At 66.8% G+C, this 23,733-nt stretch carries 20 protein-coding genes; 15 read left to right on the forward strand and 5 right to left on the reverse strand.

What is annotated here, in order from left to right; all coding sequences use genetic code 11:
- Nucleotides 1-7 precede the first annotated feature (7 nt).
- Complete coding sequence (locus tag P0Y60_09955; protein ID WEK59702.1) at nucleotides 8-910, forward strand: tyrosine-type recombinase/integrase; 903 nt, start codon at nucleotides 8-10, stop codon at nucleotides 908-910.
- A 13-nt stretch (nucleotides 911-923) separates the two neighbouring features.
- Here the strand turns inward: P0Y60_09955 and P0Y60_09960 are convergent, their stop codons facing one another.
- Nucleotides 924-1,298: a M23 family metallopeptidase gene (locus P0Y60_09960; protein WEK59703.1), complete on the reverse strand. Its 375-nt coding sequence runs from the start codon at nucleotides 1,296-1,298 to the stop codon at nucleotides 924-926.
- Between the two features lie 499 nt (nucleotides 1,299-1,797).
- Between P0Y60_09960 and rpsB the strand changes: the two genes are divergently transcribed.
- From rpsB to P0Y60_10005, 9 genes are all read left to right on the forward strand, one after another.
- On the forward strand, nucleotides 1,798-2,682 hold the full coding sequence (gene rpsB, locus P0Y60_09965) for a 30S ribosomal protein S2 (protein WEK59704.1): 885 nt from the start codon (nucleotides 1,798-1,800) through the stop codon (nucleotides 2,680-2,682).
- A gap of 44 nt (nucleotides 2,683-2,726) precedes the next feature.
- Nucleotides 2,727-3,554, forward strand: a complete 828-nt coding sequence (gene tsf, locus P0Y60_09970) for a translation elongation factor Ts (GenBank protein ID WEK59705.1) — start codon at nucleotides 2,727-2,729, stop codon at nucleotides 3,552-3,554.
- A 92-nt stretch (nucleotides 3,555-3,646) separates the two neighbouring features.
- Complete coding sequence (gene pyrH, locus P0Y60_09975; GenBank protein WEK59706.1) at nucleotides 3,647-4,363, forward strand: UMP kinase; 717 nt, start codon at nucleotides 3,647-3,649, stop codon at nucleotides 4,361-4,363.
- Between the two features lie 67 nt (nucleotides 4,364-4,430).
- Entirely contained in the window at nucleotides 4,431-4,985 is a 555-nt protein-coding gene (frr, locus tag P0Y60_09980; protein ID WEK59707.1) for a ribosome recycling factor, read from the forward strand.
- A gap of 5 nt (nucleotides 4,986-4,990) precedes the next feature.
- The gene (locus tag P0Y60_09985) at nucleotides 4,991-6,145 is read left to right on the forward strand and encodes a phosphatidate cytidylyltransferase (GenBank protein ID WEK59708.1); all 1,155 of its coding nucleotides are present in this window, start codon (nucleotides 4,991-4,993) and stop codon (nucleotides 6,143-6,145) included.
- Nucleotides 6,142-6,726 carry a DivIVA domain-containing protein gene (locus tag P0Y60_09990; GenBank protein ID WEK59709.1) on the forward strand — a complete coding sequence of 195 codons (585 nt, stop codon included), beginning with the start codon at nucleotides 6,142-6,144 and terminating at the stop codon, nucleotides 6,724-6,726. The genes P0Y60_09985 and P0Y60_09990 overlap by 4 nt, the downstream gene beginning before the upstream one ends.
- 65 nt (nucleotides 6,727-6,791) lie before the next feature.
- Nucleotides 6,792-7,457 (forward strand): transglycosylase SLT domain-containing protein, encoded by a 666-nt coding sequence (locus P0Y60_09995; GenBank protein WEK59710.1) that lies wholly within the window; start codon nucleotides 6,792-6,794, stop codon nucleotides 7,455-7,457.
- Between the two features lie 9 nt (nucleotides 7,458-7,466).
- The gene (locus tag P0Y60_10000; GenBank protein ID WEK59711.1) at nucleotides 7,467-7,754 is read left to right on the forward strand and encodes a hypothetical protein; all 288 of its coding nucleotides are present in this window, start codon (nucleotides 7,467-7,469) and stop codon (nucleotides 7,752-7,754) included.
- Nucleotides 7,755-7,756: 2 nt separating this feature from the next.
- Nucleotides 7,757-8,470, forward strand: a complete 714-nt coding sequence (locus P0Y60_10005; protein ID WEK62891.1) for an alpha/beta hydrolase — start codon at nucleotides 7,757-7,759, stop codon at nucleotides 8,468-8,470.
- Nucleotides 8,471-8,476: 6 nt separating this feature from the next.
- Here P0Y60_10005 and P0Y60_10010 read toward each other — a convergent pair whose 3' ends face one another.
- Complete coding sequence (locus P0Y60_10010) at nucleotides 8,477-9,526, reverse strand: AI-2E family transporter (GenBank protein ID WEK59712.1); 1,050 nt, start codon at nucleotides 9,524-9,526, stop codon at nucleotides 8,477-8,479.
- Nucleotides 9,527-9,703: 177 nt separating this feature from the next.
- Here P0Y60_10010 and P0Y60_10015 point away from each other — a divergent pair, with 177 nt between their 5' ends.
- Nucleotides 9,704-11,611: a glycosyl transferase gene (locus P0Y60_10015; GenBank protein WEK59713.1), complete on the forward strand. Its 1,908-nt coding sequence runs from the start codon at nucleotides 9,704-9,706 to the stop codon at nucleotides 11,609-11,611.
- Complete coding sequence (locus P0Y60_10020; GenBank protein WEK59714.1) at nucleotides 11,608-12,534, forward strand: tetratricopeptide repeat protein; 927 nt, start codon at nucleotides 11,608-11,610, stop codon at nucleotides 12,532-12,534. The genes P0Y60_10015 and P0Y60_10020 overlap by 4 nt, the downstream gene beginning before the upstream one ends.
- Nucleotides 12,535-12,547: 13 nt before the next feature.
- Here P0Y60_10020 and glgB read toward each other — a convergent pair whose 3' ends face one another.
- The 3 genes from glgB to glgX form a co-directional block, all read right to left on the reverse strand.
- On the reverse strand, nucleotides 12,548-14,749 hold the full coding sequence (gene glgB, locus P0Y60_10025; GenBank protein WEK59715.1) for a 1,4-alpha-glucan branching protein GlgB: 2,202 nt from the start codon (nucleotides 14,747-14,749) through the stop codon (nucleotides 12,548-12,550).
- Complete coding sequence (locus tag P0Y60_10030) at nucleotides 14,746-16,818, reverse strand: alpha-1,4-glucan--maltose-1-phosphate maltosyltransferase (GenBank protein WEK59716.1); 2,073 nt, start codon at nucleotides 16,816-16,818, stop codon at nucleotides 14,746-14,748. The genes glgB and P0Y60_10030 overlap by 4 nt, the downstream gene beginning before the upstream one ends.
- A 66-nt stretch (nucleotides 16,819-16,884) precedes the next feature.
- Nucleotides 16,885-18,957, reverse strand: a complete 2,073-nt coding sequence (gene glgX / locus P0Y60_10035) for a glycogen debranching protein GlgX (GenBank protein WEK59717.1) — start codon at nucleotides 18,955-18,957, stop codon at nucleotides 16,885-16,887.
- 92 nt (nucleotides 18,958-19,049) lie between these two features.
- On the opposite strand from glgX, the gene P0Y60_10040 reads away from it, so the two are divergent.
- From P0Y60_10040 to ligA, 3 genes are read left to right on the forward strand one after another with little or no spacing between them, the layout of a single operon-like run.
- Entirely contained in the window at nucleotides 19,050-20,225 is a 1,176-nt protein-coding gene (locus P0Y60_10040) for a cysteine desulfurase family protein (GenBank protein ID WEK59718.1), read from the forward strand.
- 9 nt (nucleotides 20,226-20,234) lie between these two features.
- Complete coding sequence (gene mnmA / locus P0Y60_10045; GenBank protein WEK59719.1) at nucleotides 20,235-21,332, forward strand: tRNA 2-thiouridine(34) synthase MnmA; 1,098 nt, start codon at nucleotides 20,235-20,237, stop codon at nucleotides 21,330-21,332.
- 50 nt (nucleotides 21,333-21,382) lie between these two features.
- Nucleotides 21,383-23,722, forward strand: coding sequence for an NAD-dependent DNA ligase LigA (gene ligA, locus P0Y60_10050; GenBank protein WEK59720.1), 2,340 nt, complete (start codon nucleotides 21,383-21,385; stop codon nucleotides 23,720-23,722).
- Nucleotides 23,723-23,733: the final 11 nt, after the last annotated feature.

Below are 23,733 nucleotides of genomic sequence, written 5' to 3' on the forward strand. Positions count from 1 at the left end.
TGTGCATATGCAGCTGACGTCCGCATCCGAGGTGTTCCTGGACCACCTCTCGCACGTGCGACGTCTCTCACCTGCGACCATCAAGGCGTATCGCTCCGACCTTCGTGACCTGGCGGCGTCCGCTGGCGACATGCCGATCGATGTGGTCGACCTGGAAGTGCTCCGAGAGTGGCTGTGGAAGGCGACACAGCGCGGTGACGCGCGATCCACGATGGCGCGGCGCGCGGCGGCGGCACGCTCGTTCTTCAGCTGGGCGCAGGAGGAAGAGCTGATCCCGCACGACCCGAGTCTGCGACTGATCGCTCCGAAGCGGGGGCATTCGCTGCCCACGGTCGCCTCTCATGACGCGATGTCGACGCTGCTCGACGGTCAACGGGCGGCAGCCGCAGAGGGCGAACCGATCGCGATGCGCGATCACGCGATCCTCGAGATCCTCTACGGCAGCGGCATCCGGGTGTCAGAGCTCTGCGGGCTGGACATCGACGACATCGACCTCGATCGGCGCACCGCGCGTGTACTCGGGAAGGGCGCGAAGGAGCGGGTGGTGCCCTTCGGGTCCCCTGCCGGCGATGCGATCGGCGCCTACCTGCGGCGCGCGCGACCGGTGCTCTCCGCGCGTGCTGCCGCCTCGTCACCCGCGCTGTTGCTGGGAGCGCGGGGCGCGAGAGTCGGACCCCGCACCGTCTACGCGCTGGTCGCACGCGTGCTCTCGCCGATCGTCGGCGCTGACACGGTGGGTCCGCACGCCCTGCGGCACACAGCAGCGACCCACCTGCTCGACGGTGGTGCGGATCTTCGCGCGGTGCAGGAGATCCTCGGCCACGCGAGCCTCGGCACGACACAGATCTACACGCACGTGTCCTCCGAGCGGCTCACAGCGACGTATCGATTGGCGCATCCGCGGGCCTGACACCTGCGCGCGCTCAGCGGGCATCGCAGCAGGGCAGTAGCACTGCTCTCTGCACCGGACCGAACATCAGCATCGGATCGATGTAGACCCCGGCCTGACGCACGCCGAGATGCACGGCGTCGGTCGGCGCGTGCCCGCCGGTCGCGACGGTTCCGATCGGCTGGCCTGCACTCACCACCGCGCCGGGGTCGAGTGAGGACGTGACCGGCTCGAGCGTCGAGACGAAGCCTCCGGGGTGTTCGATCGTGATGAGCGGACGATCGACCACCGTACCGCGGAAGGCGACCACTCCCGAGGCGGGAGCGCTCACCGGCGCCCCCGTTGCTGCCGTGATGTCGATACCGCGGTGCCCGGCGCCGTACTCGTGTGCAGGCGCCCGGTAGGGCACCGAAACGATTCGCGGTCCGGGGAGAGGCCAGCGCCACAGGGCGGCCGGATCGCCGTGTGAGGGCGACGATGGGACCGGCGATGAGGTCGGTGGTCGGCCGGTCGGCGCTCCCGAATCCTGCGCGGCCGCTGCAGCGCCAGCCGGTACCAGCAGGGTGCAGACGATCAGGAGGCATCCGACGAGGAGTCGACATGAAAGGTTCATCCGGGAATTCTGTAGCGGTACTGCGTCTCGCGATGACGATGACGCCATGAGCAGGGCACAAGTGCGTCCGCGGTCGCACAGTGCAGGGGGAGTGGGCCTGTGATCCTGTATGCTGGGGGAGCACCTCGATATCGGGGTGACTACGCGTGCCCATTGCGACTCCGGTCGTGGCATCCACTCCCTCAGGTCCTTCTCCTCGAGAAGGCGGGTGTGCGCCGGGTACCAGGAAGTTCGATCCTTTCGATCGGCTTGACAACCTCAACGGCGCAGAGCGCGCCAGAACCAGGAGACGACCATGGCTGTGGTCACCATCCGCCAGCTGCTCGACAGCGGCGTTCACTTCGGACACCAGACGCGTCGGTGGAACCCGAAGGTCAAGCGCTTCATCCTGACGGAGCGCAGCGGCATCCACATCATCGACCTCCAGCAGTCGCTCGGCTACATCGACAAGGCCTACGACTTCGTCAAGGAGACCGTTGCCCACGGCGGCACGATCCTCTTCGTCGGCACGAAGAAGCAGGCGCAGGAGATCCTCGCCGAGCAGGCGACCCGCGTGGGCCAGCCCTTCGTCAACCAGCGCTGGCTCGGTGGACTCCTCACCAACTTCCAGACGATCTCCAAGCGTCTCGCACGCATGAAGGAGCTCGAGGAGCTCGACTACGAGACTCCGGCGAACAGCGGCTTCACGAAGAAGGAGCTGCTTCTCAAGAAGCGCGAGCTCGACAAGCTGCACAAGTCCCTCGGTGGTATCCGCAACCTCACCAAGACGCCTTCGGCCATCTGGGTCGTCGACGCCAAGCGCGAGCACCTCGCGATCGATGAGGCCAAGAAGCTCGGTATCCCCGTGATCGGCATCCTCGACACGAACGCCGACCCGGACGACTTCCAGTACCCGATCCCCGGCAACGACGACGCGATCCGCTCCGTCTCGCTGCTGACGCGCATCATCGCCGACGCCGCTGCCGAGGGCCTGCAGCAGAAGCACAACCCCGAGACGGGCGACGCTGAGCCGCTCGCCGACTGGGAGCGCGAGCTGCTCGAGGCTCCGGCCGAGGAGGCCGCTGTCGAGACCGAAGCTGCCGCCGAGGTCGTCGAGGCACCTGCTGCCGACGCTGAGGTCGAGGCACCTGCTGCCGACGCCGAGGTCGAGGCACCCGCTGCCGAGGCTGACGCCAAGTAATCCCCTCGAACCGACATACATAACGAAGCAAGGAGCCACCACACATGGCCAACTTCACCATCGCCGACCTCAAGGCGCTGCGCGAGCAGCTCGGCACGGGAATGGTCGACACCAAGAAGGCGCTCGAGGAGGCCGACGGAGACGTCGAGAAGGCCACCGAGATCCTGCGCCTGAAGGGTGCCAAGGGCAACGCGAAGCGCGCCGACCGTTCCACCAGCGAGGGCCTCATCGTCGCTCGCGAGCAGGACGGTGCCGTGACGCTCATCGAGCTCGCCTGCGAGACCGATTTCGTCGCGAAGAACGAGCGCTTCATCACGCTCGCCGAGAAGGTCGCCGACGCCGTCGCCGCCGTGAAGGCGGAGTCGGTCGAGGCCGGTCTCGCCGCCCAGGCGGGCGACAAGACCGTCGAGCAGGTCATCTCCGAGGAAGCCGCGATCATCGGCGAGAAGGTCGAACTGCGTCGCGTGCGCACGATCTCGGGCGACAAGGTCGAGGTCTACCTGCACCGTACGAGCAAGGACCTGCCGCCGCAGATCGGTGTGGTCGTCGCCTACTCGGGTGACGACGCCGAGACTGCGCGCAGCATCGCCCAGCACATCTCGTTCGCCAACCCGTCGTACCTCGCCCGTGAGGACGTTCCGGCAGACGCCGTCGAGAAGGAGCGCGAGATCGTCACCGAGATCTCCCGCAACGAGGGCAAGCCGGAGGCGGCACTGCCCAAGATCGTCGAGGGTCGCGTGTCCGCGTTCATCAAGCAGGTCGCACTGCTGGAGCAGGACTACGCAAAGGACAACAAGCTCTCTGTCGCCCAGGTGGCGAAGGACGCCGGTATCACCGTGACGGACTTCGCGCGCTTCAAGGTCGGCGCGTAGCAGAGTCGAAGGGGTTCGGATCATCGAGATCCGAACCCCTTCTTCGTGCCCACGAGGCACTATCTTGAATCGGGACGAGAGGACACACACCCATGACTGAACGCACAGGACGCCGCCGCGTCCTTCTCAAGCTCTCCGGGGAAGCCTTCGGAGCCGGCCAGTTGGGCGTGAATCCGGACGTCGTCGGTCAGATCGCTCGCGACATCGCCGCTGCCGTCGATCGTGTCGAGGTCGCCATCGTCGTGGGCGGGGGGAACTTCTTCCGCGGCGCGGAACTGAGCCAACGCGGCATGGACCGTGGACGCGCCGACTACATGGGCATGCTGGGAACAGTCATGAACGCGCTTGCTCTGCAGGACTTCCTCGAGCAGGCAGGAGCCGCGACGCGCGTGCAGTCCGCCATCGCGATGACCCAGGTTGCTGAGCCCTACATCCCGCGTCGCGCCGAGCGTCACATGGAGAAGGGCCGCGTCGTCATCTTCGGCGCCGGCGCCGGTCTCCCGTACTTCTCCACCGACACCGTCGCCGCGCAGCGTGCGCTCGAGATCGGTGCGCAGGAGGTTCTCGTCGCCAAGAACGGCGTGGACGCCATCTACACCGCGGACCCCAACAAGCATGCGGATGCTGAGCGGATCGAGCAGGTCACCTACCGCGACGCACTTCAGCGTGGGCTCAAGGTCGTCGACTCGACGGCGTTCAGCCTGTGCATGGACAACAACATGGATATGCGGGTCTTCGGTATGGAGCCGGCGGGCAACGTCACCCGTGCGTTGCTCGGCGAGCCAATCGGAACCCTCGTCACCGCCTGAGTGTGTGCTGGGGTGAGGCAGCTCAGCCCGATAGAATTTTCAGAACACCCCGACGATAGGAGTCACCGTGATCGCGGACGTCCTCGCTGAAACCACCTCCCGTATGACCAGGGCGGTCGAGGCTGCCAAGGAGGACTTCTCCACGGTGCGCACCGGTCGTGCGAACCCTCAGATGTTCCAGAAGGTTCTGGTGGACTACTACGGCACGCCAACGCCGCTTGCGCAGCTGGCTTCGCTGGCCAACCAGGAAGCACGCACGCTGATCATCACGCCGTACGACAAGTCGGCGCTGAAGGCGATCGAACAGGCCGTGCGCGACATGCCGAACCTCGGGGCGAACCCCACGAACGATGGCAACCTCATCCGGGTCTCGATGCCTGAGCTGACAGCTGAGCGTCGCAAGGAGTACGTCAAGCTCGTCAAGTCCAAGGCGGAGGACGCCAAGGTTCATGTCCGCGGCATCCGTCGCAAGGGCAAGGACGAGTTGGACGCGCTGAAGAGCGAGCTCGGCGAAGATGAGATCGCTCGCGGTGAGAAGGAGCTGGACGCTCTCACCCGTCAGCACGTCGATCTCATCGACGACGCGCTCAAGCGCAAAGAGGCAGAACTCCTCGAGGTGTAACCGGGATGTCCGACGACACGCGTGAGGATGCAGAAGGGACGCCACCGCGCCGCGAGGCGCGGGATGCGGCGGTCCCTGATGCCGGCGTCCCTCTCGCAGATGCGGCGTTCCCGGGGTTCGACGCATCGAGCGTTCCGCCTCGTCCGCCACTCCCTGTCGAAGGGGCTGTGCCCGGGGCGATCGATGTCGTGACCACCGAACAGTTGGACACCGCGGATCACAACGCGATCCGCGAACAGTGGCGAGCGGCCCGTGACGAGTTGGGAACGCACGTCTCCCACGCGCGTGACCAGATCGACCAAGCCAACGAGCGGATCAAACAGCGCACGGGGCGGGATCTCGTCCTTGCCATCGTGATCGGCCTCGCCTTCGGAGCAGCCCTCCTCGCGTCCTTGCTGTTCATAAAGGCGTTGTTCGTGCCGTTCGCTCTCGCGGCCGCCTTGCTGGGCGTCTACGAACTTTCTCGCGCATTGCGCTCAGCGGGACGACGCATCGATGTCGTCCCGCAACTGATCGCCGCGGCGATCCTCGTGTTGTCGGCATACTTCGCGGAGATCTGGCTCTGTTGGATCGTGCTGTTCGTGGCGGTGGCCTTCGTCATCGTCTGGCGCCTGATCGCTCAGATGATCTCGAAGGACGGCCGTACGTACGGCGACGTCCTCAGCGATGCCGTCGTCGGCGGTTTCGTGCAGATCTACGTGCCCTTCCTGGCTGGCGTCGCTCTCATCCTGCTCAAGCAGGAGGGAGGCCAGTGGTGGGTGCTGAGTTTCGTGGCGATCGCCGTCGCGGCTGACACCGGAGCGTATGCAGCGGGGCTCGCTTTCGGGCGACACCCGATGGCGCCGAAGATCAGCCCGAAGAAGACCTGGGAGGGCTTCGCCGGGGGAGTGGCCGCCTCATTGATCGTGGGCGTACTCCTGGCGCTCTTCCTCCTCGAGCTGCCGTGGTGGGCCGGTCTCATCTTCGGTGCCGCCATCCTTCTGTCGGCCACGCTCGGCGATCTCGGTGAGTCGATGCTCAAGCGCGACATCGGTATCAAGGACATGAGCTCCTGGTTGCCTGGACACGGCGGACTGCTCGATCGACTCGACAGCATCCTCCCGTCCACGGTGCCCGCTCTCTGCCTCTACTTCCTTCTCTCCCCTTGGATGGTCCTGTGACGAACGACAGCACTCCGCTCGAAGCGAGCGTGGAGGAGGCCCCGCCGGCATTCGTCCTGACGACCGGGCGCACTCTGGGTTACCACCGTTCCGCTGTGGATGCCTTCCTCGCCTCGGCACGCCGGGAGTTCGAGGTGGGCGGCGACCAGCTCGATGCCGCCGATGTGCGCACGGCGTCGTTCCCTCTGGTGCGGGGCGGTTACCTCGTGGCGGATGTCGACGCCGCGCTCGGACGAGTCGAGGATGCCTTCGCGGCGCGCGAGCGTGAACGTGTCGTCCGCTCGCAGGGAGCCGGCGCGTGGGTCGAGCGGGCACGGGAGGATGCGCAGGTGATCCTCGATCACCTGGCACGTCCTGCGCGCCATCGCTTCGCCCGCACCGGCGTCCTCACCTTCGGATATCGCGTCGACGAAGTGGATCACGTATCCGCCCGTATCGTTCGCTACCTCCGAGACGGCGAGGCTCTCACGGTCGAGCAGCTGCGCTCCGCCGCGTTCCGCATGCAGCGCGGCGGGTACCGCGAGGAGCAGGTGGATGCTCTGCTCGACGCGACGATCGACGTCATCCTCGCGGTCCGCTGACCCTCCCATGGTCGTCTCAGACGTGATTGCGTAGACTGTCTCTCATCGTGAACTCCCGAAACGACATGAACCTCGAACGAAGCAACGCCTCCCTGGTGCCGGCAGCGGTGGCGACCTCTGCGCGCCGCGGCACCCGTCGATGGTCTCGTCGGCGCGGAGTCGTCGGTGTCTTCAGCGCGATCGCCGTCGTCGGATTCGCCGGAGCCATGGTGGCTCCGACCGGTGTCGCACTGGCCGACAAGGCAACAGCCGACACCCCGGACTCCGCGTACTCGCTTGCATTGGCCGACACTCAGAACCTCACGGTGACGGTCGAAGGCGCCGAGATCGCGCCGATCGCCCGTGGCGATTTCGAGGTCTACGTCAAGCCGAAGCCCAAGCCGAAGCCGGTTGTCGCTGAGACCACGTCGGGCGGCTCCAGCGGCGGAGGCGGACCTGTCATGTACAGCGGCGGCGGTGCGCCGGCCGAGTGGATGGCTGCGGCAGGCATCGCCCAGGCCGACATGGGTTACGTGGACTACATCGTCTCGCGCGAGAGCGGTTGGAATCCCAACGCCACCAACTCCTCGTCGGGAGCGTGTGGTCTCGTGCAGGCATTGCCGTGCAGCAAGGTCCCCGGCAACGGGTACAACCCTGTCGACAACCTTCGTTGGGCGACCGGTTACGCGACGGGTCGCTACGGGAGTTGGGCCGGGGCGTACAGCTTCTGGACCAACAACCACTGGTGGTGACCTCTCCCCGTGCCACGCTCACACAAACGGCGTCCCGCGCGCCCGGACTCTGAGGATTCCCTCGAGCACCTGATCGCCGGGTGGAAGCGCACCGAGACCCGTCGCGGATCCGAATGGACGATTCAGCCGGTCTCGGCGGCGCAGGCGCAGAAGGAATACCTCTGCCCCGGGTGCGGTCAGCTCGTGCAGTCCGGCACGGCGCATCTGGTCGCCTGGCGTGCTGACGGAGTCCTCGGTGACGCGGCGGACCTCGCCGCGCGCCGCCATTGGCATACGCACTGCTGGAGGATCGCGTGAGCATCGAGATTCGTGGACCGTTGGAACTGCCGGCACGTCGAGAGGACATCGAGCTGCAGACGGCCGACGGACTCACTCTCGTCGGTGAGCTGGCGACGCCGGAGACGGGGGAGCCGACGGCCACGCTCGTCACGCTGCACCCACTGCCGACCGCGGGTGGGTTCATGGACTCGCACATCCTCCGCAAGGCCTCGGCGCGTCTCCCGGCGCTGGCCGACCTCGCCGTGCTTCGCTTCAACACCCGAGGGACGACGTCGCCGCGGGGAACGAGCGACGGTGCGTTCGACGGCGGAGCGTCCGAGCAGTTCGATGTCGCGGCCGCCATGGACTTCGTCCGTGAGCGCGCGTTGCCTCGCCCCTGGCTGGTGGGGTGGTCCTTCGGAACCGAGCTCGCCTTGAAGTACGGGCGTGAGCACGACATCGAAGGCGTCATCCTGCTCTCCCCGCCGCTGCACAGGGCGACTGCCGAAGAGGTTGCCGCGTGGGCGGGCACGGACCACCGCGTGGTGGTTCTCGTTCCGGAGTTCGATGACTACCTGCGTCCGGACGAAGCACGGACACGCTTCGCCTCGATCCCGCAGGCGACGCTGATCGCCGTCGAGGGCGGGAAGCATCTGTGGGTCGGCGAGACCCAGACGCGCACCGTGCTCACGGAGATCGTCGCCGCAGTGAATCCCGAGGCGCTGCCGCTGCCCACGCACTGGCCGGCAGTCTGAGCGGTCTCAGAGTTCGTTCATCCGGGGGATGAGTACCTGACGGTAGATGATCAGGATGCTCGCTGCGACCGGGATCGCGATGAGCGCCCCCAGAAGTCCCAGGAGGCTGCCGCCGGCAAGGGCGGCGACGACGACCACGGCGCCGGGAACGGACACGGCCCGGCTCATGATGCGCGGCGAGATCACGTACGCCTCGATCTGCATGTAGATCAGGTAGTAGATCCCCGCGGCGATCGCGGTGGCGGGTGAGCCCAGCCCCGGAATCAGGCAGATGAGCACGATCAGCGTCGAGCCCGTGAGGGTGCCGACCAGCGGGATCAGAGAGAAGAAGAAGGCGATGACGGCGAGCACCGCCGGGAACGGCGCTTGGATGATCGACAGGAAGACCGCGCTCAGCAGGCCGTTGATCACACCGAGGGAGAGCTGCCCCATCACGTAGTAGCCGACGGAGTCGGTGATCTGGTCGGCCAGGTCGATGAACCGCTCCCGGCGGGAAGCAGGAGCCAGCTGGTAGACCGCGCGCTTGAGCGACGGAGTGGAGGCGGTGAGGTAGATCGTGAGGATGAGCACGATGAAAGCGCCGAAGAGCCCTGCGACGATCGACACGCTCGCGTTGATCACCTTATTGGTGATGTCGCCCATATTGTCGATGAGCCAGGTCTGAGCTTCGACGAGCACACGCTGCACATCGAGATTGGGGAAGACTCCGGTGATCCACTCCTCGATGTCGGAGAGGAGCGTCGGGCGGCTGACGAGTCGGGTGATCTGGTCGATCAGTTGCGTGATCTGCGACACGATCATCGGCAGCACCATGAGGACGATGCCGGTGAAGACGCCGAGAACGCCGACGATGGTCACGAGCACCGCGAGCCAGCGAGGCAGTCGCCGCCGCTCGAGATACGCGACGACCGGATCGAGTCCGAGGCTGAGGAAGAGCGCCGTGCCGAGGTACAGGAACACGGTCGACAGACTCTGCACGCTACCGATCAGCAGGATGCCCAACCCCACGCCGAGCGTCGCCACCAGGGCGGTGCGGAAGGGGTTGTGAATCTTCATCTGGACTCCTCGGTACGACTCCTGTCAGGGTATCGACAGTGGCTGGAGCCGGAGAGGCGACGTGCCGAACGGGGGTGCACTGACGTACCTCGTGGGCAACACACAGCTGATTTCGCTAGTCTGGAATGTCGAGTGTTGCGTCATGGGAACGTTCCGTGATGCGTGAGGAGACTATTCGTGCGTTTCGTATGGGCCGTCGTGGCCTTCGTGCTGGCCGCGGTTCTGATCGGGGCGGGGATCGCTCAGCGAACCATCTTCGTCGGTCCGTCCTCGGAGCAGACGAAGGTCGAGGTCGAAGAACCGGCACCCTTCGTGCTCATGGACGGTGACGTGTTGCGCACCAATCCGGGAGCCCAGACTCTTCTCATCCGTGGCGACGGCGATATCTTCGCGGCGTACGGACGCACCACCGACCTTGAGGCGTGGCTGGCCGAATCGGACTACAACCATGTCTCGGTGGCGAAGGACGGTGGCTTCGACGTCGAACACATCGCCGCGACGACCGACGAGACGGACGCCGAAGCCGGTTCGGAAGAGCCGGCGGCCCATAACCCAGTCGGATCGGACCTCTGGCTCGATTCCTTCACCGATACCGATGCCCTGATCACCGACAAGATGCAGTTGCCGGAGGGCATGAGCGTTCTGATCGCGTACGACGGGTCGAAGCCCGCTCCGGATGACATCGTCGTCTCCTGGCCGCTGGACACGTCGACACCTCTGGCTGGACCGCTGATGGCTGCCGGAGGGGCTGCGCTCTTCGTGGGCCTGGTGCTCTACGTCCTCGGCATCCGCCACCAGCGCCGTGGTCGCGGACCCCGACGCAAGGGCCCCGGTCCGCTGCCTGTGACCGAGCCCATCGACATCGCCGCTCTTCCTGCCTCCGAGCGCGCGGCGCTCGATGCGCCCTCCGATGCCGCCGCGGCCCCCCAGGACACCGGCTCCGAAGACGTACAGGATGCGGAGATCGTGGAAGAGGACAAGAACCCGGGAACCGTGAAGTCGATGGCGGCCGCCCGTCGCCCTCGTCGTCTGCTCGCACTTCCGGCGATCGGTTTGATCGCCGTGCTCGCCACCGGCTGCTCGTCGGACTCCTGGCCACAGTTCGACAGCGCGACGGCAACACCTTCTCCGTCCCCTACAGTGATCGCCCCGGAGAACCAGAAGCCTCCTGCGGTCACGGAGACGCAGGCGACGCGGATTCTGCAGGAGATCTCATCGACGCTCGTCGAGGCGGACACCGATCTCGATCTCGACCTCGCGAAGACCCGTCTGGACGGCCCCGCTCTCACAGCGCGGACGACCGAGTATGCGTTGCGCAAGGCACTTCCGAAGACGACACCGCCCTCTGCGATCCCGACCGACAAGGTCGAGGTCGTGCTCCCCGAAGCGACCGACCGCTGGCCGCGCACCGTGCTCATGCTCTCCAAGAGCACGAGTGACGATACGATCCCGCCCGTGATCCTCACGATGACGCAGCAGGATCCGTGGACGAACTACAAGGTCACGAACATGGCCGAGATGTCGGCCGATGTCGCTCTGCCGGAGGTGGCCGCCGCGTGGCTCGGTACCTCCCTCGTGCCGGACGACTCGGCGTTCCTCTCCGTTCCGCCCGCTGATCTCGCGAAAGCTTTCGCCGATGTGGTCGACACGGGCGAGAAGAGCGAGTCCTACGGGCTGTTCGACGATGTGGCACTGGGACTCGCGACAGCGATCCGGGACAGTCGCCAGGAGATCGTTCAGAACCTGAAGGACAACGGCGCATCCACGACATCGAAGACCGCCTTCGAGATGTCTCCGATGGATTCGCCGCCGGTGTCCATGACCACTCTCGGCAGCGGAGCCATCGTCAGTGTGGTCGTCGCCGACAAGGAGCGCGTGACGCCGTCGGTGGCGGATGCGGTGATCCGACTCAAGGACAGCAATGCGCCGGCGAAGGCGTTGACGGGCGTATCGGAATCCGCGAAGGGCTTCGAGACCGTCTACTCGTTCCAGCTGTTCTTCGCGGTGCCCGCTCAGGGATCGACGGAGCAGGTCCGGCTTCTCGCCGTGCACCAGGATCTCGTATCAGTGAAGGTGATCAAGTGACCGAAATCTCGCCCGCCGCTCTCCGCGGTGCCGTCGACCTGTCGAGCCTGCGCAATCGACCCGACCCGACCGCGCCCAGCGCCCCTGCGCCGCGTGTCGGCGATGTGGTCGTCGACGCGACGGACGAGACTTTCGGACAGATCCTGGAGATCTCCCGCACCGTTCCGGTGGTCATCGACCTGTGGGCGGAGTGGTGCGGCCCCTGCAAGCAGCTGAGTCCCATCATCGAGCAGGTGACACGTGAGCTGGGTGGCCGCGTCTTGCTGGCCAAGGTGGATGTGGATGCGAATCCGCAACTCGCTCAGAGTTTCCGTGCCCAGTCGATCCCGATGGTTGTCGCCTTGATCGCCGGCCAGCCCGTGCCGATGTTCACGGGCGCCGTGCCCGAGCAGCAGGTGCGCGAAGTGTTCGCCCAGCTCTTGCAGCTGGCGGCGCAGAACGGGGTAACCGGCTCGCTGCCGATGGCCGACGGCGAAGCCGCAGCCGAAGAGACCCCGGAGGAACCCCCGCTTCCTCCTCTGCACGCAGAGGCTTTCGCTGCGATCGAGATCGGCGACTACGCCGCGGCGATCACGGCGTATGAGAAGGCTCTGGCCGAGAACCCGCGTGATGAGGATGCGATCGCCGGCCTCGGGCAGGTTCGTCTACTCGACCGGGTGCAGGGTCTGGACCTTCAGGCCGCCCGCGCCGCCGCCGCCGCGGGCCCGCTCGACATTCAGGCGCAGTTCGACGTCGCCGACCTCGATCTGGCCGGCGGACACGTCGATGACGCGTTCGGCCGCCTACTCGACCTGTTCCAGCAGCTTCCTGCGGATCAGCGAGCACCCGTGCGTGAGCGCGTCGTGGAGCTCTTCGGTCTCATCGGTGCGAGCGACCCCCGCGTGCTCGTCGCTCGCAACCGGTTGACCTCACTCCTCTTCTGAGTCCGGGCGGCCCTCAGCCGCGGCTCACGGTGGGGACGTGCGGGTCGTTCTGGTGGCGCAGCCAGATCGTCGACAGCGCGGGCAGCGTCACGCTGGCCGTTGCGACATCGTTCTCGGAGTGCGCGTAGACCAGGCCGAGGTTTCCGGAGCCCCGCCCGCCGTACTCGCCGGCGTCGGTGTTCAGGATCTCCTGCCAAACACCCTCGCGGGGGAGTGACAGCCGATACCCCGTGCGCTCGACGCCGGCGAAGTTGCTGATCACGACCACGCGTCCGCCGTGGGCGTCGCGCCGCTCGAACGCGACCACTGTCGGATCCCAACTCGGCGCGCCGAGCCGTGTGAACGACGAACCGTCGTTGTCGCGCTCCCACAGCGGTGCTTGGGCCCGGTAGGTGCGATTGAGCGTGCCGACGAACTCCTGCAGCTGGCGATGCGACGGCTGGTCGAGCAACCACCAGTCCAGCTCGCGGCCTTCCGACCATTCGGCGAGTTGTCCGAACTCCTGTCCCATGAAGAGCAGCTTCTTGCCGGGATGCCCCCACATGTACGCCAGGTACGCCCGAGCGTTGGAGAGCTTGTGCCAGTGGTCTCCCGGCATCTTGGCGAGCAGACTGCCCTTGCCGTGCACGACCTCGTCATGGCTGATGGGGAGCAGATAGTTCTCACCGAATGCGTAGACGAACGAGAACGTCATCTCGCCCTCGTGGTGTGCCCGATACATGGGGTCGCGCTCGATGTACTGCAGCGAGTCGTTCATCCAGCCCATGTTCCACTTGAACCCGAAACCGAGTCCGGCATGGTCGGTGGGAGCCGTGACACCGGGGAAGCTCGTGGATTCCTCCGCGATCATCATGATCCCGGGGTGCAGTCGGTAGGACGTGGCGTTCACCTCCTGCAGGAACCTGATGGCCTCCAGGTTCTCCCGCCCGCCGTGGATGTTGGGCTCCCACTCGCCCTCTTCTCGGGAATAGTCGAGATAGAGCATCGAGGCCACGGCATCGACACGCAGACCGTCGACGTGGAACTCTTCGAACCAGAACAGCGCGTTGGCGACCAGGAAGCCACGGACCTCCGGGCGACCGTAGTCGAAGATGAGCGTCCCCCAGTCCTGGTGCTCGCCTCGTCGGGGGTCGGGATGTTCGTAAAGCGGCTGGCCGTCGAAGCGCGCGAGTGCGAAGGCGTCCTTCGGGAAATGACCGGGCACCCAGTCCATGATCACGCCGATGCCGGCCTGGTGGAGTCGATCGATCAGGTATCGGAGGTCATCCGGATTCCCGAACCGACTCGTCGGTGCGTAATAGCCGCTGACCTGATACCCCCACGAACCGCCGAACGGGTGCTCCGCCAGGGGCATGAACTCCACATGGGTGAACCCCGTGGTGGTCACGTGCTCGATGAGAGGATCTGCGATCTCCCGATATCCGAGTCCGCCACGCCAGGAGCCGAGGTGCACTTCGTAGATCGACAACGGCTGAGCGACGGCATGTGTGGCCGCCCGCCGTGTCATCCACGCGCCGTCCGACCAGTGATGGGTGGGCGCGGAGACGACGGATGCGGTGTCGGGCGGCACCTCGGCACTCGACGCGAGCGGATCGGCCTTGAGGATCCACGTGCCGCTGCGAGTCAGGATCTGATACTTGTACCGGCTTCCGGCCGAGAGCCCCGGGATGAAGAGCTCCCAGATCCCGCTGATGCCCATGGATCGCATCGCATGGGATTCACCGTTCCAGCCGTTGTGATCGCCGACCACGCGGACAGCCGATGCATTCGGCGCCCAGACGGCGAATGCCACGCCGAGCTCTCCGTCCGACGCGCGCGGGTGGGCGCCCAGGACCTGCCACAGGCGCTCGTGGCGGCCCTCTGCGATCAGGTGGAGGTCGAGGTCGCCGAGGGAGGGTCCGTGTCGGTACGGGTCGCCGCTGAGCGTCTCCTCGTCGTCGCCGTACGCGGTGGCGACGCGATAGGCGATGGGCGGGCCATCATGCCGCACCTCCCAGATGCCGTGCGCGACGTGGGCGAGCTCGAGTCGCGTGCCGTCGGAGAACACGGCCGCCACCGCCGCCGCGAGGGGACGGCGCACGCGGATGGTCGTGGCGGTGCGGTCAGCCGCATCAGTAGTCGGGTGTGCGCCGAGCACCGAGTGCGGATCGTGGTGAGAACCGGCGGCGATCGCCTCCCACTCCGTGGACGCTGCGATGTCTTCGATGTAGCTCATGACCGCTTCCTCACCTTCAGAATGTGCACCGGCTCCGAGAACGCGTCCAGGCGCACGTAGTTGTGATCGGCCCAGTTCCAGACGGCGCCGGTGAGCAGATCCTCCACCTCGAAGGGATCGCCGGGTTCGATCCCCCACACGGTCGTGTCCAGGTGCACGGTCGTCTCACGGACCGAGTGGGGATCGACGTTGGCGACCACGATGATCGTGTCGGCCGCACCGGTGCCCGTGAAGGCCGCATCGAGGTGCTTGCTGTAGACGAGCACGGCGTCGTCATCGCTCCAGTGCGCGCGGAAGTTTCGAAGCTGGCGCAGCGCGGGGTGGGCGCGCCGGATCCCGTTCAGGGAGCGCAGCAGCGGGGCGAGGGAGTCGCCACGTGCCTCCGCGCCCTCCCAGTCGCGGAACTTGTACTCGTACTTCTCGTTGTCGATGTTCTCTTCCGAGCCCGGGCGGGCCACGTTCTCGAAGAGTTCGTAGCCGGCGTACACGCCGTAGAGCGGAGCAGCGGTCGCGGCGATGCAGGCGCGGATCCGATACGCCGCTCTGCCACCGAACTGCAGGTACTCGGTCAAGATGTCGTGCGTGTTCACGAAGAGATTCGGTCGCATGTAGTCGCTCGTCTCCTGAGAGACCGACGTCAGGAACTCCTCGAGCTCCGCCTTCGTGTTGCGCCAGGTGAAGTAGCTGTAGCTCTGTTGGAAGCCCACGGCCGCGAGGGAACGCATCACGGCGGGGCGGGTGAACGCCTCGGCGAGGAAGATGACATCGGGATCCTCTGCGGCGATGACCGCGATCAGCCACTCCCAGAACTGCAGGGGCTTGGTGTGCGGATTGTCCACGCGGAAGATCTTCACGCCTTGTCGCACCCAGTGCCGCACGATCCGCAGCATCTCGGCGTAGATGCCCTCGGGATCGTTGTCGAAGTTCAGCGGGTAGATGTCCTGATACTTCTTGGGTGGATTCTCGGCGTACGCGATCGTGCCATCCGGGAGCGTCGTGAACCACTCCGGGTGCTCGGTAACCCACGGGTGGTCGGGGGAGGCCTGCAGCGCGAGGTCGAGTGCGACCTCCAACCCCTCGGAGCGCGCCGCGCGCACGAACGCACGGAAGTCCTGGGCCGAGCCGAGGTCCGGATGGATCGCGTCGTGTCCTCCCGCGGCCGCACCGATCGCGTAGGGCGAGCCGGGATCACCGGGTTCGGTCGTCAGCGTGTTGTTGCGCCCCTTGCGGTGAGTGTCGCCGATCGGATGGATCGGCACGAGGTACAGCACGTCGAAGCCCATGGCGGCCACGGCCGGGAGGCGTTTCGCGACCGTCCGGAAGGTCCCGGATTTCACGGATCCGTCCTTGAGCCGCTTGGCGCCCTCGGAACGCGGGAAGAACTCGTACCAGGCGGCGACGCCGGCACCGGTGCGATCGACCGTGAGGCGCGCCGGGTCCGTGGTGGAGCGGAGCGTCATGAGAGGGCGTTCCGCGAACACCCGCGCAAGCGCGGCATCCGACGAGAGTTCCAGGGCGAGCGTCCCGTCATCCTCCGTGAGAGAGGCCGCGCGTGCGCGAAGGTCACGCCGTTGAGCCGCCGGGCGGTCCTTCTCTGTGGCGGCGCGGATCAGGAGCTCGGCTCCGAGTGCGGTCATCACGGGCACATCGACGCCGGCGGCGATCTTCAGCGATGCCGCGTGCGCCCAGGTCTCGAAGTCGTCGGAGAAGGCTTCGAAGGCGAACGTCCAGTCGCCCTGGAGATCCAGTGCGATCTCCGCCGCCCAGCGGTCCGTGCCGTCAGCGAGCGCCGTCAGCCGGTGCAGGCTCTCCTCGCCTGTCGGATCCGTGAGCCGCAGGTGCACCCCGATCGCGTCGTGCCCTTCTCGGAAGGAGACCACGCTGAACGGCACCACCTCGCCCGCGAACGCCTTCGGGGGATACCCGCCGGGCACGAAGGGTCTGGCGTCGGTGAGGGGGAGCCGCGTGGCGCGGAGCGTTGCACTGCCGCGATCCCCTCCCGACACGCGCGTCGGGATCTGAACGGAGCTCCGAAGAGCCGAGGACCGGGTACCAGAACGTGCAGCCACACCCCGAATGTACCGCGCCGATCGGGCCGCGGGTAGCGACTGACGCGGGTGCGTCGGCGACGAGATTCACTCGATCCGGAACAGCCTCATCGATGTGCCTGGGATCGGAAGGATGTCGCCGGGTGCGAACACCTCCGAGTCGTCGGTCGGGCGGTCATCCGCGCTCGACCACAGGGCGACGAAACGAGTGGCGCCGTCGATCTCATCCGGAAGCCGCACATCGATCGGGGACTCCGTGCCGTGGACGATCAGAAGGATGCGATTGGCTTCCTCACGATCAGGCGTGGATGCTGCGACGTACTGGAGCGTGCGGTTGCCGGGATCGGCCCACTGCGCACTCTCCATCGTCTCGCCGTTCTGATCGAACCAGTCCATCACGGACGCGTTCGGGATGTGCTCGCCGAGGCGGGCATAGCGGCTGGGGCGGAGCGCGGGGTTGGTGGAGCGGAGTTCGATGAGACGAGCGACGTGCGCGCGCAGGTCGTCCTGCCAGGGCTCGGACTCCCAGCTGAGCCATGTCATCGCGGAGTCCTGCGCGTACGCGTTGTTGTTGCCGCGCTGCGTGCGTCCGACCTCGTCGCCCGCCGTGAGCATCGGGATGCCCGCTGACAGCAGGAGCGTACCGAGCAGATTGCGCATCGCCTTGCGTCGCGCAGCGAGGATCGCGGGGTCGTCGGTGGGCCCCTCGACACCGTGGTTGAACGCGCGGTTCATGTCGGCGCCGTCGCGGTTCTGTTCGCCGTTGGCCTCGTTGTGCTTGACGTCGTACGACACGAGGTCGTGCAGGGTGAACCCGTCGTGCGCCGTGACGAAGTTCACGCTCGCGAGAGGGCCGCGGTCCTCGCTGAAGGTGTTCGACGACCCGGCGAGCCGGGTGGCGAACCCGCCGATGCCGACCGGGGCCGACGCGCGACGTGCATAGTCGATGTCACTGAGCCAGAAGTTGCGGACACGGTCGCGGTAGCGGTCGTTCCATTCGTGCCAGGCGACCGGGAAGTTGCCCGTCTGCCAGCCGCCGAGACCCACGTCCCAGGGCTCTGCGATCAGCTTCGTGTCCTTGAGGATCGGATCGTTCGCGATGGCCGTGAGCAGGGGGTGCTCCGGGGTGTAGGTGTGGGCGCCGTCCCGCGCGATGGCGGCTGCGAGGTCGAAGCGGAAGCCGTCGATCTGCATCTCCTGTGCCCAATAGCGCAGTGAGTCGAGCACCAGGCGCGCGCCGGCATCCGTCGAGGTGTCGAGGGTGTTGCCGCATCCGGTGGTGTCGATGTACGCGCCGGATGCGTCCTGGCGGTAGTAGCTCGCGTTGTCGATGCCGCGCAGGCTCGAACGGGGCCCACCGATGCCCTCCTCCGAGGTGTGGTTGTACACGACGTCGAGAATCACCTCGATACCTGCCTCGTGAAGAAGGCGCACCATGCCCTTGAACTCCGAGAGCACGGCTTCAGGACCCTCCTTGCGCGCGTCCTCCGTGGCGTAGGCGGTGTGCGGCGTGAAGAAGTTGAGAGTGTTGTAGCCCCAGTAGTTCGTCAGCCCGCGCTCGAGCAGGCGCGGCTCAGGCACGAACGCGTGCACCGGCAGCAACTCGACCGACGTGATCCCGAGCGAATGGAAGTACTCGATCATGGCGGGATGCGCGAGGCCCGCATAGGTGCCGTGGAGAGCGGGCGGCACGTCGGGGTGGCGCTTGGTGAGGCCCTTCAGGTGGCCTTCGTAGATGACGGTGCGATCGAGCGGCACCCGGGGCTTCTGCGAATCGCCCCAGTCGAAGCCGTCGACGATGACGACGGAGCGCCATTCCTCGTAGCCGTCCCCCTGCGCCAACCCCCGGGAGTAGGGGTCGAGAAGCATCGTCTCCGGGTTGAAGGTGTTGCCGGGTCCGTGTGGCCCACCCACTCGGATCGCGTACCGAACTCCGGGCTGAAGGAGCGGGGTGGTGACCTGCCATATCCCGCCGGGGAGGCGCTCGAGGGCGACTTCGTCGGTCGCCCAGTCGAGGTCGGTGGCATCGAACACCACGAGCTCGACGGAGGATGCGTTCTGCGACCAGATGCGCAGGGTCCCGACGCCGTCGTGAAGGCGGACGCCGAGGTTGTCGAGTGCAGTACCGCCGGGCGCGGCGAAGTCTCGGGAGGCGGGCATGAGTACACACTAGGGGGCTGTGACCGGGTGCCAGAACAGCGCGCACTCAGTTCCCCGTGCCAGGGGGTGCGGAAATGGGGGAGCATGGACTCATGCGTCATTACCTGGATCACGCGGCGACGACACCTCTGCGCGCCGAGGCACGCGATGCGTGGGTGAGCGCGTCGGAGCTCGTCGGGAACGCGTCGTCGACGCACGGCGCGGGTCAGGACGCGCGACGGTTGTTGGAGGAGTCGCGTGAGCGTGTGGCCGCGGTGCTGGACGCCGACCCCATCGAGGTCGTGTTCACCTCGGGAGGCACCGAGTCGATCAACCTGGCGCTGCAGGGACTGTGGCACGCGAGGATGCCGGGAACTGATGCGATCGTGATCCCCGAAGGCGAGCATCACGCGACCATGGACACGGTCGCCGCTCTCGTCGCGGAGGGCGCGACATCACGCGTCGTCACGGTCACGCAGTACGGACGGATCCTCGCCGACGAGTTCGCGACGCAGTTGCCGGGTGCTGCGCTGGCGACCGCGCTCATCGCGAACAACGAGGTGGGCACGATCAATGACGCGACCGCGTTGGCCGCCGGGGCGAGTGAAGCGCATATTCCTCTGCATCTGGACGCGGTCTCGGCGCTGGGGCACGTGCCACTCTCCTTCCGCGCTCTCCGCGGTGATGCCCCCGCGGGCAGCGGACTCGTCGCCTTGAGCGTCGCGGGACACAAGATCGGAGCGCCGGTCGGTGTCGGTGCGCTCGTGGTGGCGCGCACGGCCCGCTTGACCGCCAGCATCCGTGGGGGCGCGCAGCAACGCGGACTGAGGGCCGGCACCCAGGACATCGCGGGAGCCACGGCCTTCGCGACCGCGCTCGAGCTCGCCGACGATGAACGCGTGTCCGAGGGTGTGCGCCTCGCCCGCCTCCGGGATCGACTGATCGACGGCATCCGGAGCCGTGTCCCGGCGGCAGAGCTCCTCGGCGATCCCGTGGATCGCCTCCCCGGTAACGCTCATGTGCTCTTCCCCGGGGCGGTCGGAGAGAGCCTGCTGTTCCTCCTCGACGTCGCAGGAGTCGCGGCATCCACAGGGTCTGCGTGCCAAGCGGGCGTCGCCGAACCCTCGCACGTGGTCATCGCGATGGGACGGAGCGAACAGGAGGCGCGCAGCGTGCTGCGGTTCAGCCTCGGGCGCACGTCCACAGACGCAGACGTGGATGCCGTGCTGGCAGCGGTCACAGACGCGTACCTTCGGGCATCCGGGCCCCGCACAGCGGCGCGCTCGTAGACTGGAAGCATGCGCATACTGGCGGCGATGAGTGGCGGAGTCGACTCGGCGGTGGCCGCTGCGCGCGCGGTCGACGAGGGACACGATGTGGTCGGCGTGCATCTCGCCCTGTCGCGCGCCGGAGGAACCCTGCGCACCGGCAGCCGTGGCTGCTGCACGATCGAAGACGCGATGGATGCCCGGCGCGCTTCGGACCGGCTCGGGATCCCGTTCTATGTGTGGGACTTCTCCGAAAGGTTCCGCGATGATGTGATCGATGATTTCATCGCCGAGTACCAGGCGGGGCGCACTCCCAACCCGTGCATGCGGTGCAACGAGAAGATCAAGTTCGCCGCTCTGCTGGAGCGGGCCATCGAGCTGGGCTTCGACGCCGTGTGCACCGGACACTACGCGACTCTCATCGACGGGCCCGGCGGTCTGGAGCTGCACCGGGCGTCCGACAACGCCAAAGATCAGTCGTACGTGCTGGGCGTTCTCACGTCCGAGCAGCTCGCGCACACGTACTTCCCGCTGGGCACGACGCCGTCGAAGGCACTGGTGCGCGCGGAAGCGGCCGAGCGCGGACTCACGGTGGCGCAGAAGCCGGACAGCCATGACATCTGTTTCATCCCCGACGGTGACACTCGCGGATGGTTGGCGGAGAAGGTCGGCACCGCGACCGGCGAGATCGTCGATCGTGACGGTGCGGTCGTCGGATCGCACGAGGGCGCGCACGGCTTCACCGTCGGGCAGCGACGTGGACTGAAGCTCGGCGTGCCGGCGGCGGACGGTAAGCCCCGTTTCGTCCTCGAAGTGCGTCCGGTCTCGAACACCGTGGTGGTCGGCCCGAAGGAGGCGCTCGCGATCGCCGAGATCTCGGGGGAGCGGTTCAGCTGGGCTGGAGCGGCGCCCGCATCATCGGAGTTCGAGTGCCATGTGCAGATCCGCGCCCATGCCGAGCCCGTCGAGGCCATCGCCCATGTGACGCCGGGCGGCGTGCGCGTGGTGCCGGAGGTGCCGCTCGATGGGGTGGCCCCAGGCCAGACGGCAGTGTTGTACATCGGGACGCGGGTACTGGGTCAGTTCACGATCGACACGACCGTCTCGGCCGTGCCCGTCGGCGTCTGACCGCGAGATCCGCACCGCGCGATGTCGGTAGGCGCTCTTAGACTGGCGGGGTGCTGGAGAACATCTCGTTGGAAGACGCCCGAACCGAAGCCGAGGAGCTGACGACTCGCATCCTCGAGGCGAAAGACGCGTACTACGGGCGGGACACGTCTCTCGTCGACGACTCGACCTACGACGGGTGGATGCATCGACTCGACGAGCTCGAACGGCTCCACCCCGAACTGCAGGGGCAGGATTCTCCCACCCAGATGGTGGGCGCCGCTGATGTCACGGGCCTCGCGACGATCGAGCATGCGGAGCGGATGCTGAGTCTCGACAACGTGTTCTCCATCGACGAGTTGCGTGAGTGGGCGGGGAAGACGAGCGCTTCGGCGGGGCGCGAGGTGGCGTGGCTGACCGAGCTCAAGATCGACGGCCTCGCGATCAATCTGCGGTACGAGGACGGCGTCCTCACCTCGGCGGCCACCCGTGGCGACGGCCGTGTGGGCGAGATCGTGACCGAGAATGCGCTGCGGCTTCCGGAGATCCCGCAGCGTCTGACAGGGAGCGGCCATCCTGAGATCGTCGAAGTGCGTGGCGAAGTCTTCATCCCGGTTGCCGCCTTCGAGCGTCTCAACGCGGCGCAGGCGGCTTTCCGCGAGCGCGCCTACGCCGACGCACGGGCGCGGTGGGAATCACGCGCTGGTGTCAAGAAGCCCTTCGACGACGAGAAGGCCCGAACAGCCGCTGCCCGCCGGTTCCCGTCGTTCGCGAATCCCCGCAATGCCGCCAGCGGCGGACTGCGTCAGCAGATCGACAAGAAGGACGGGCTCGAGCTCGAAGCAGGGCTGCTGCGCATCGAATCGCTCGCCCTGTACGTGCACGGGATCGGCGCATGGGCCAATCCGCCTGTGGCCGCGCAGAGTGAGGTCTACGACCGGCTCGCGGAATGGGGCCTGCCGACGAGCCCGCACACGAAGGTGTGTCATGGGATCGATGAGGTCGCGGCCTTCGTCGAGTACTTCGGCGAGCACCGCCACGACATCGAGCATGAACTGGATGGCATCGTCGTCAAGGTCGACGAGCTCGCGCTGCACGACGAGCTCGGTGCGACGAGTCGGGCGCCTCGATGGGCGATCGCGTACAAGTACCCACCGGAAGAGGTGCAGACGACACTTCTCGACATCGTCGTCTCCGTCGGCCGTACAGGACGCGCCACTCCGTTCGCGGTGATGGCGCCCGCTCAGGTCGCCGGATCCGTCGTGCGTCAGGCCACCCTGCACAATAAGGACGTCGTGAAGGCGAAGGGCGTACTGATCGGCGACACCGTCGTTCTGCGCAAGGCCGGCGATGTGATCCCGGAGGTCTTGGGGCCGGTGGTGGAAAGACGCGACGGGTCCGAGCGCGAGTTCGTGATGCCGGAGGCCTGCCCCGAGTGCGGTACGCCGCTGCGCGCGATGAAAGAGGGCGATATCGATCTGCGCTGCCCGAACGCTCGTTCCTGCCCCGCACAGGTGCGTGGACGCGTCGAGCACATCGGATCCCGCGGCGCCCTCGACGTCGAGGCGCTCGGAGAGGTGACCGCCGCGGCGTTGACGCAGCCCACGCATCCCTCCGTGCCTCCTCTGGAGACCGAGGCTGGGCTCTTCGCGCTCACGCTCGAGCAGTTGGTCCCGATCGAGCTCTTCGTACGCGACTCGGAGACGGGACTGCCCAAGGAAGACGAAGACGGGTTGGTGAAGACCCGTGCACCGTTCCGAAGGAATCCGACTGCGGCGGAGAAGAAGTCAGGGATCGAAGGTGCCCAGCCCTCCTCGCAGGCCCTGACGCTTCTCGCCGAGTTGGAGAAGGCGAAGACCAAAGAGCTGTGGCGTCTGCTGGTGTCGCTGAACATCCGCCACGTCGGTCCCGTCGCGGCGCGCGCCCTGGCTCAATGGTTCGGGTCGCTCGATGCCATCCGCGCCGCCTCACGCGAGGAGCTCGCCGCCGTCGAGGGCGTCGGGGGGATCATCGCCGACTCCCTGGCGGATTGGTTCGGGATCGATTGGCACCAGGACATCGTCCGGCGCTGGGACGACGCGGGAGTGCAATGGGCGACTCCGGGACACCCGGGGCCCGGTGCGGCGACCGTGGTCGGCGGGGTCCTCGATGGGCTCACCGTGGTGGCGACCGGTTCCCTCGACGGCTACACACGCGACGGTGCTCAGGAGGCCATCATCAACGCGGGCGGTAAGGCGGCGTCGAGCGTCTCGAAGAAGACGGATTTCGTCGCGGCCGGCCCGGGAGCCGGATCGAAGCTGGCCAAAGCCGAGGAGCTCGGGGTGCGCGTTCTGGACGCCGCGCAGTTCCACACCCTCGTGACTTTCGGACCGGATGCGTTGCCCGAGCCTCATGGCACGTCCCCAGCCTGACTCGCCCGAAA

The sequence above is a fragment of the Candidatus Microbacterium colombiense genome, from assembly GCA_029203165.1.
Taxonomy (GTDB): Bacteria; Actinomycetota; Actinomycetes; order Actinomycetales; family Microbacteriaceae; genus Microbacterium; species Microbacterium colombiense.

Coding starts and splice junctions, on each gene's coding strand:
- P0Y60_09995 (WEK59710.1), top strand. CDS start 6,792: ATGAACCTCGAACGAAGCAACGCCTCCCTGGTGCCGGCAGCGGTGGCG.
- P0Y60_09985 (WEK59708.1), top strand. CDS start 4,991: ATGTCCGACGACACGCGTGAGGATGCAGAAGGGACGCCACCGCGCCGC.
- glgB (WEK59715.1), bottom strand. CDS start 14,749: ATGAGCTACATCGAAGACATCGCAGCGTCCACGGAGTGGGAGGCGATC.
- rpsB (WEK59704.1), top strand. CDS start 1,798: ATGGCTGTGGTCACCATCCGCCAGCTGCTCGACAGCGGCGTTCACTTC.
- pyrH (WEK59706.1), top strand. CDS start 3,647: ATGACTGAACGCACAGGACGCCGCCGCGTCCTTCTCAAGCTCTCCGGG.
- P0Y60_09955 (WEK59702.1), top strand. CDS start 8: ATGCAGCTGACGTCCGCATCCGAGGTGTTCCTGGACCACCTCTCGCAC.
- tsf (WEK59705.1), top strand. CDS start 2,727: ATGGCCAACTTCACCATCGCCGACCTCAAGGCGCTGCGCGAGCAGCTC.
- mnmA (WEK59719.1), top strand. CDS start 20,235: ATGCGCATACTGGCGGCGATGAGTGGCGGAGTCGACTCGGCGGTGGCC.
- P0Y60_10010 (WEK59712.1), bottom strand. CDS start 9,526: ATGAAGATTCACAACCCCTTCCGCACCGCCCTGGTGGCGACGCTCGGC.
- P0Y60_10040 (WEK59718.1), top strand. CDS start 19,050: ATGCGTCATTACCTGGATCACGCGGCGACGACACCTCTGCGCGCCGAG.
- glgX (WEK59717.1), bottom strand. CDS start 18,957: ATGCCCGCCTCCCGAGACTTCGCCGCGCCCGGCGGTACTGCACTCGAC.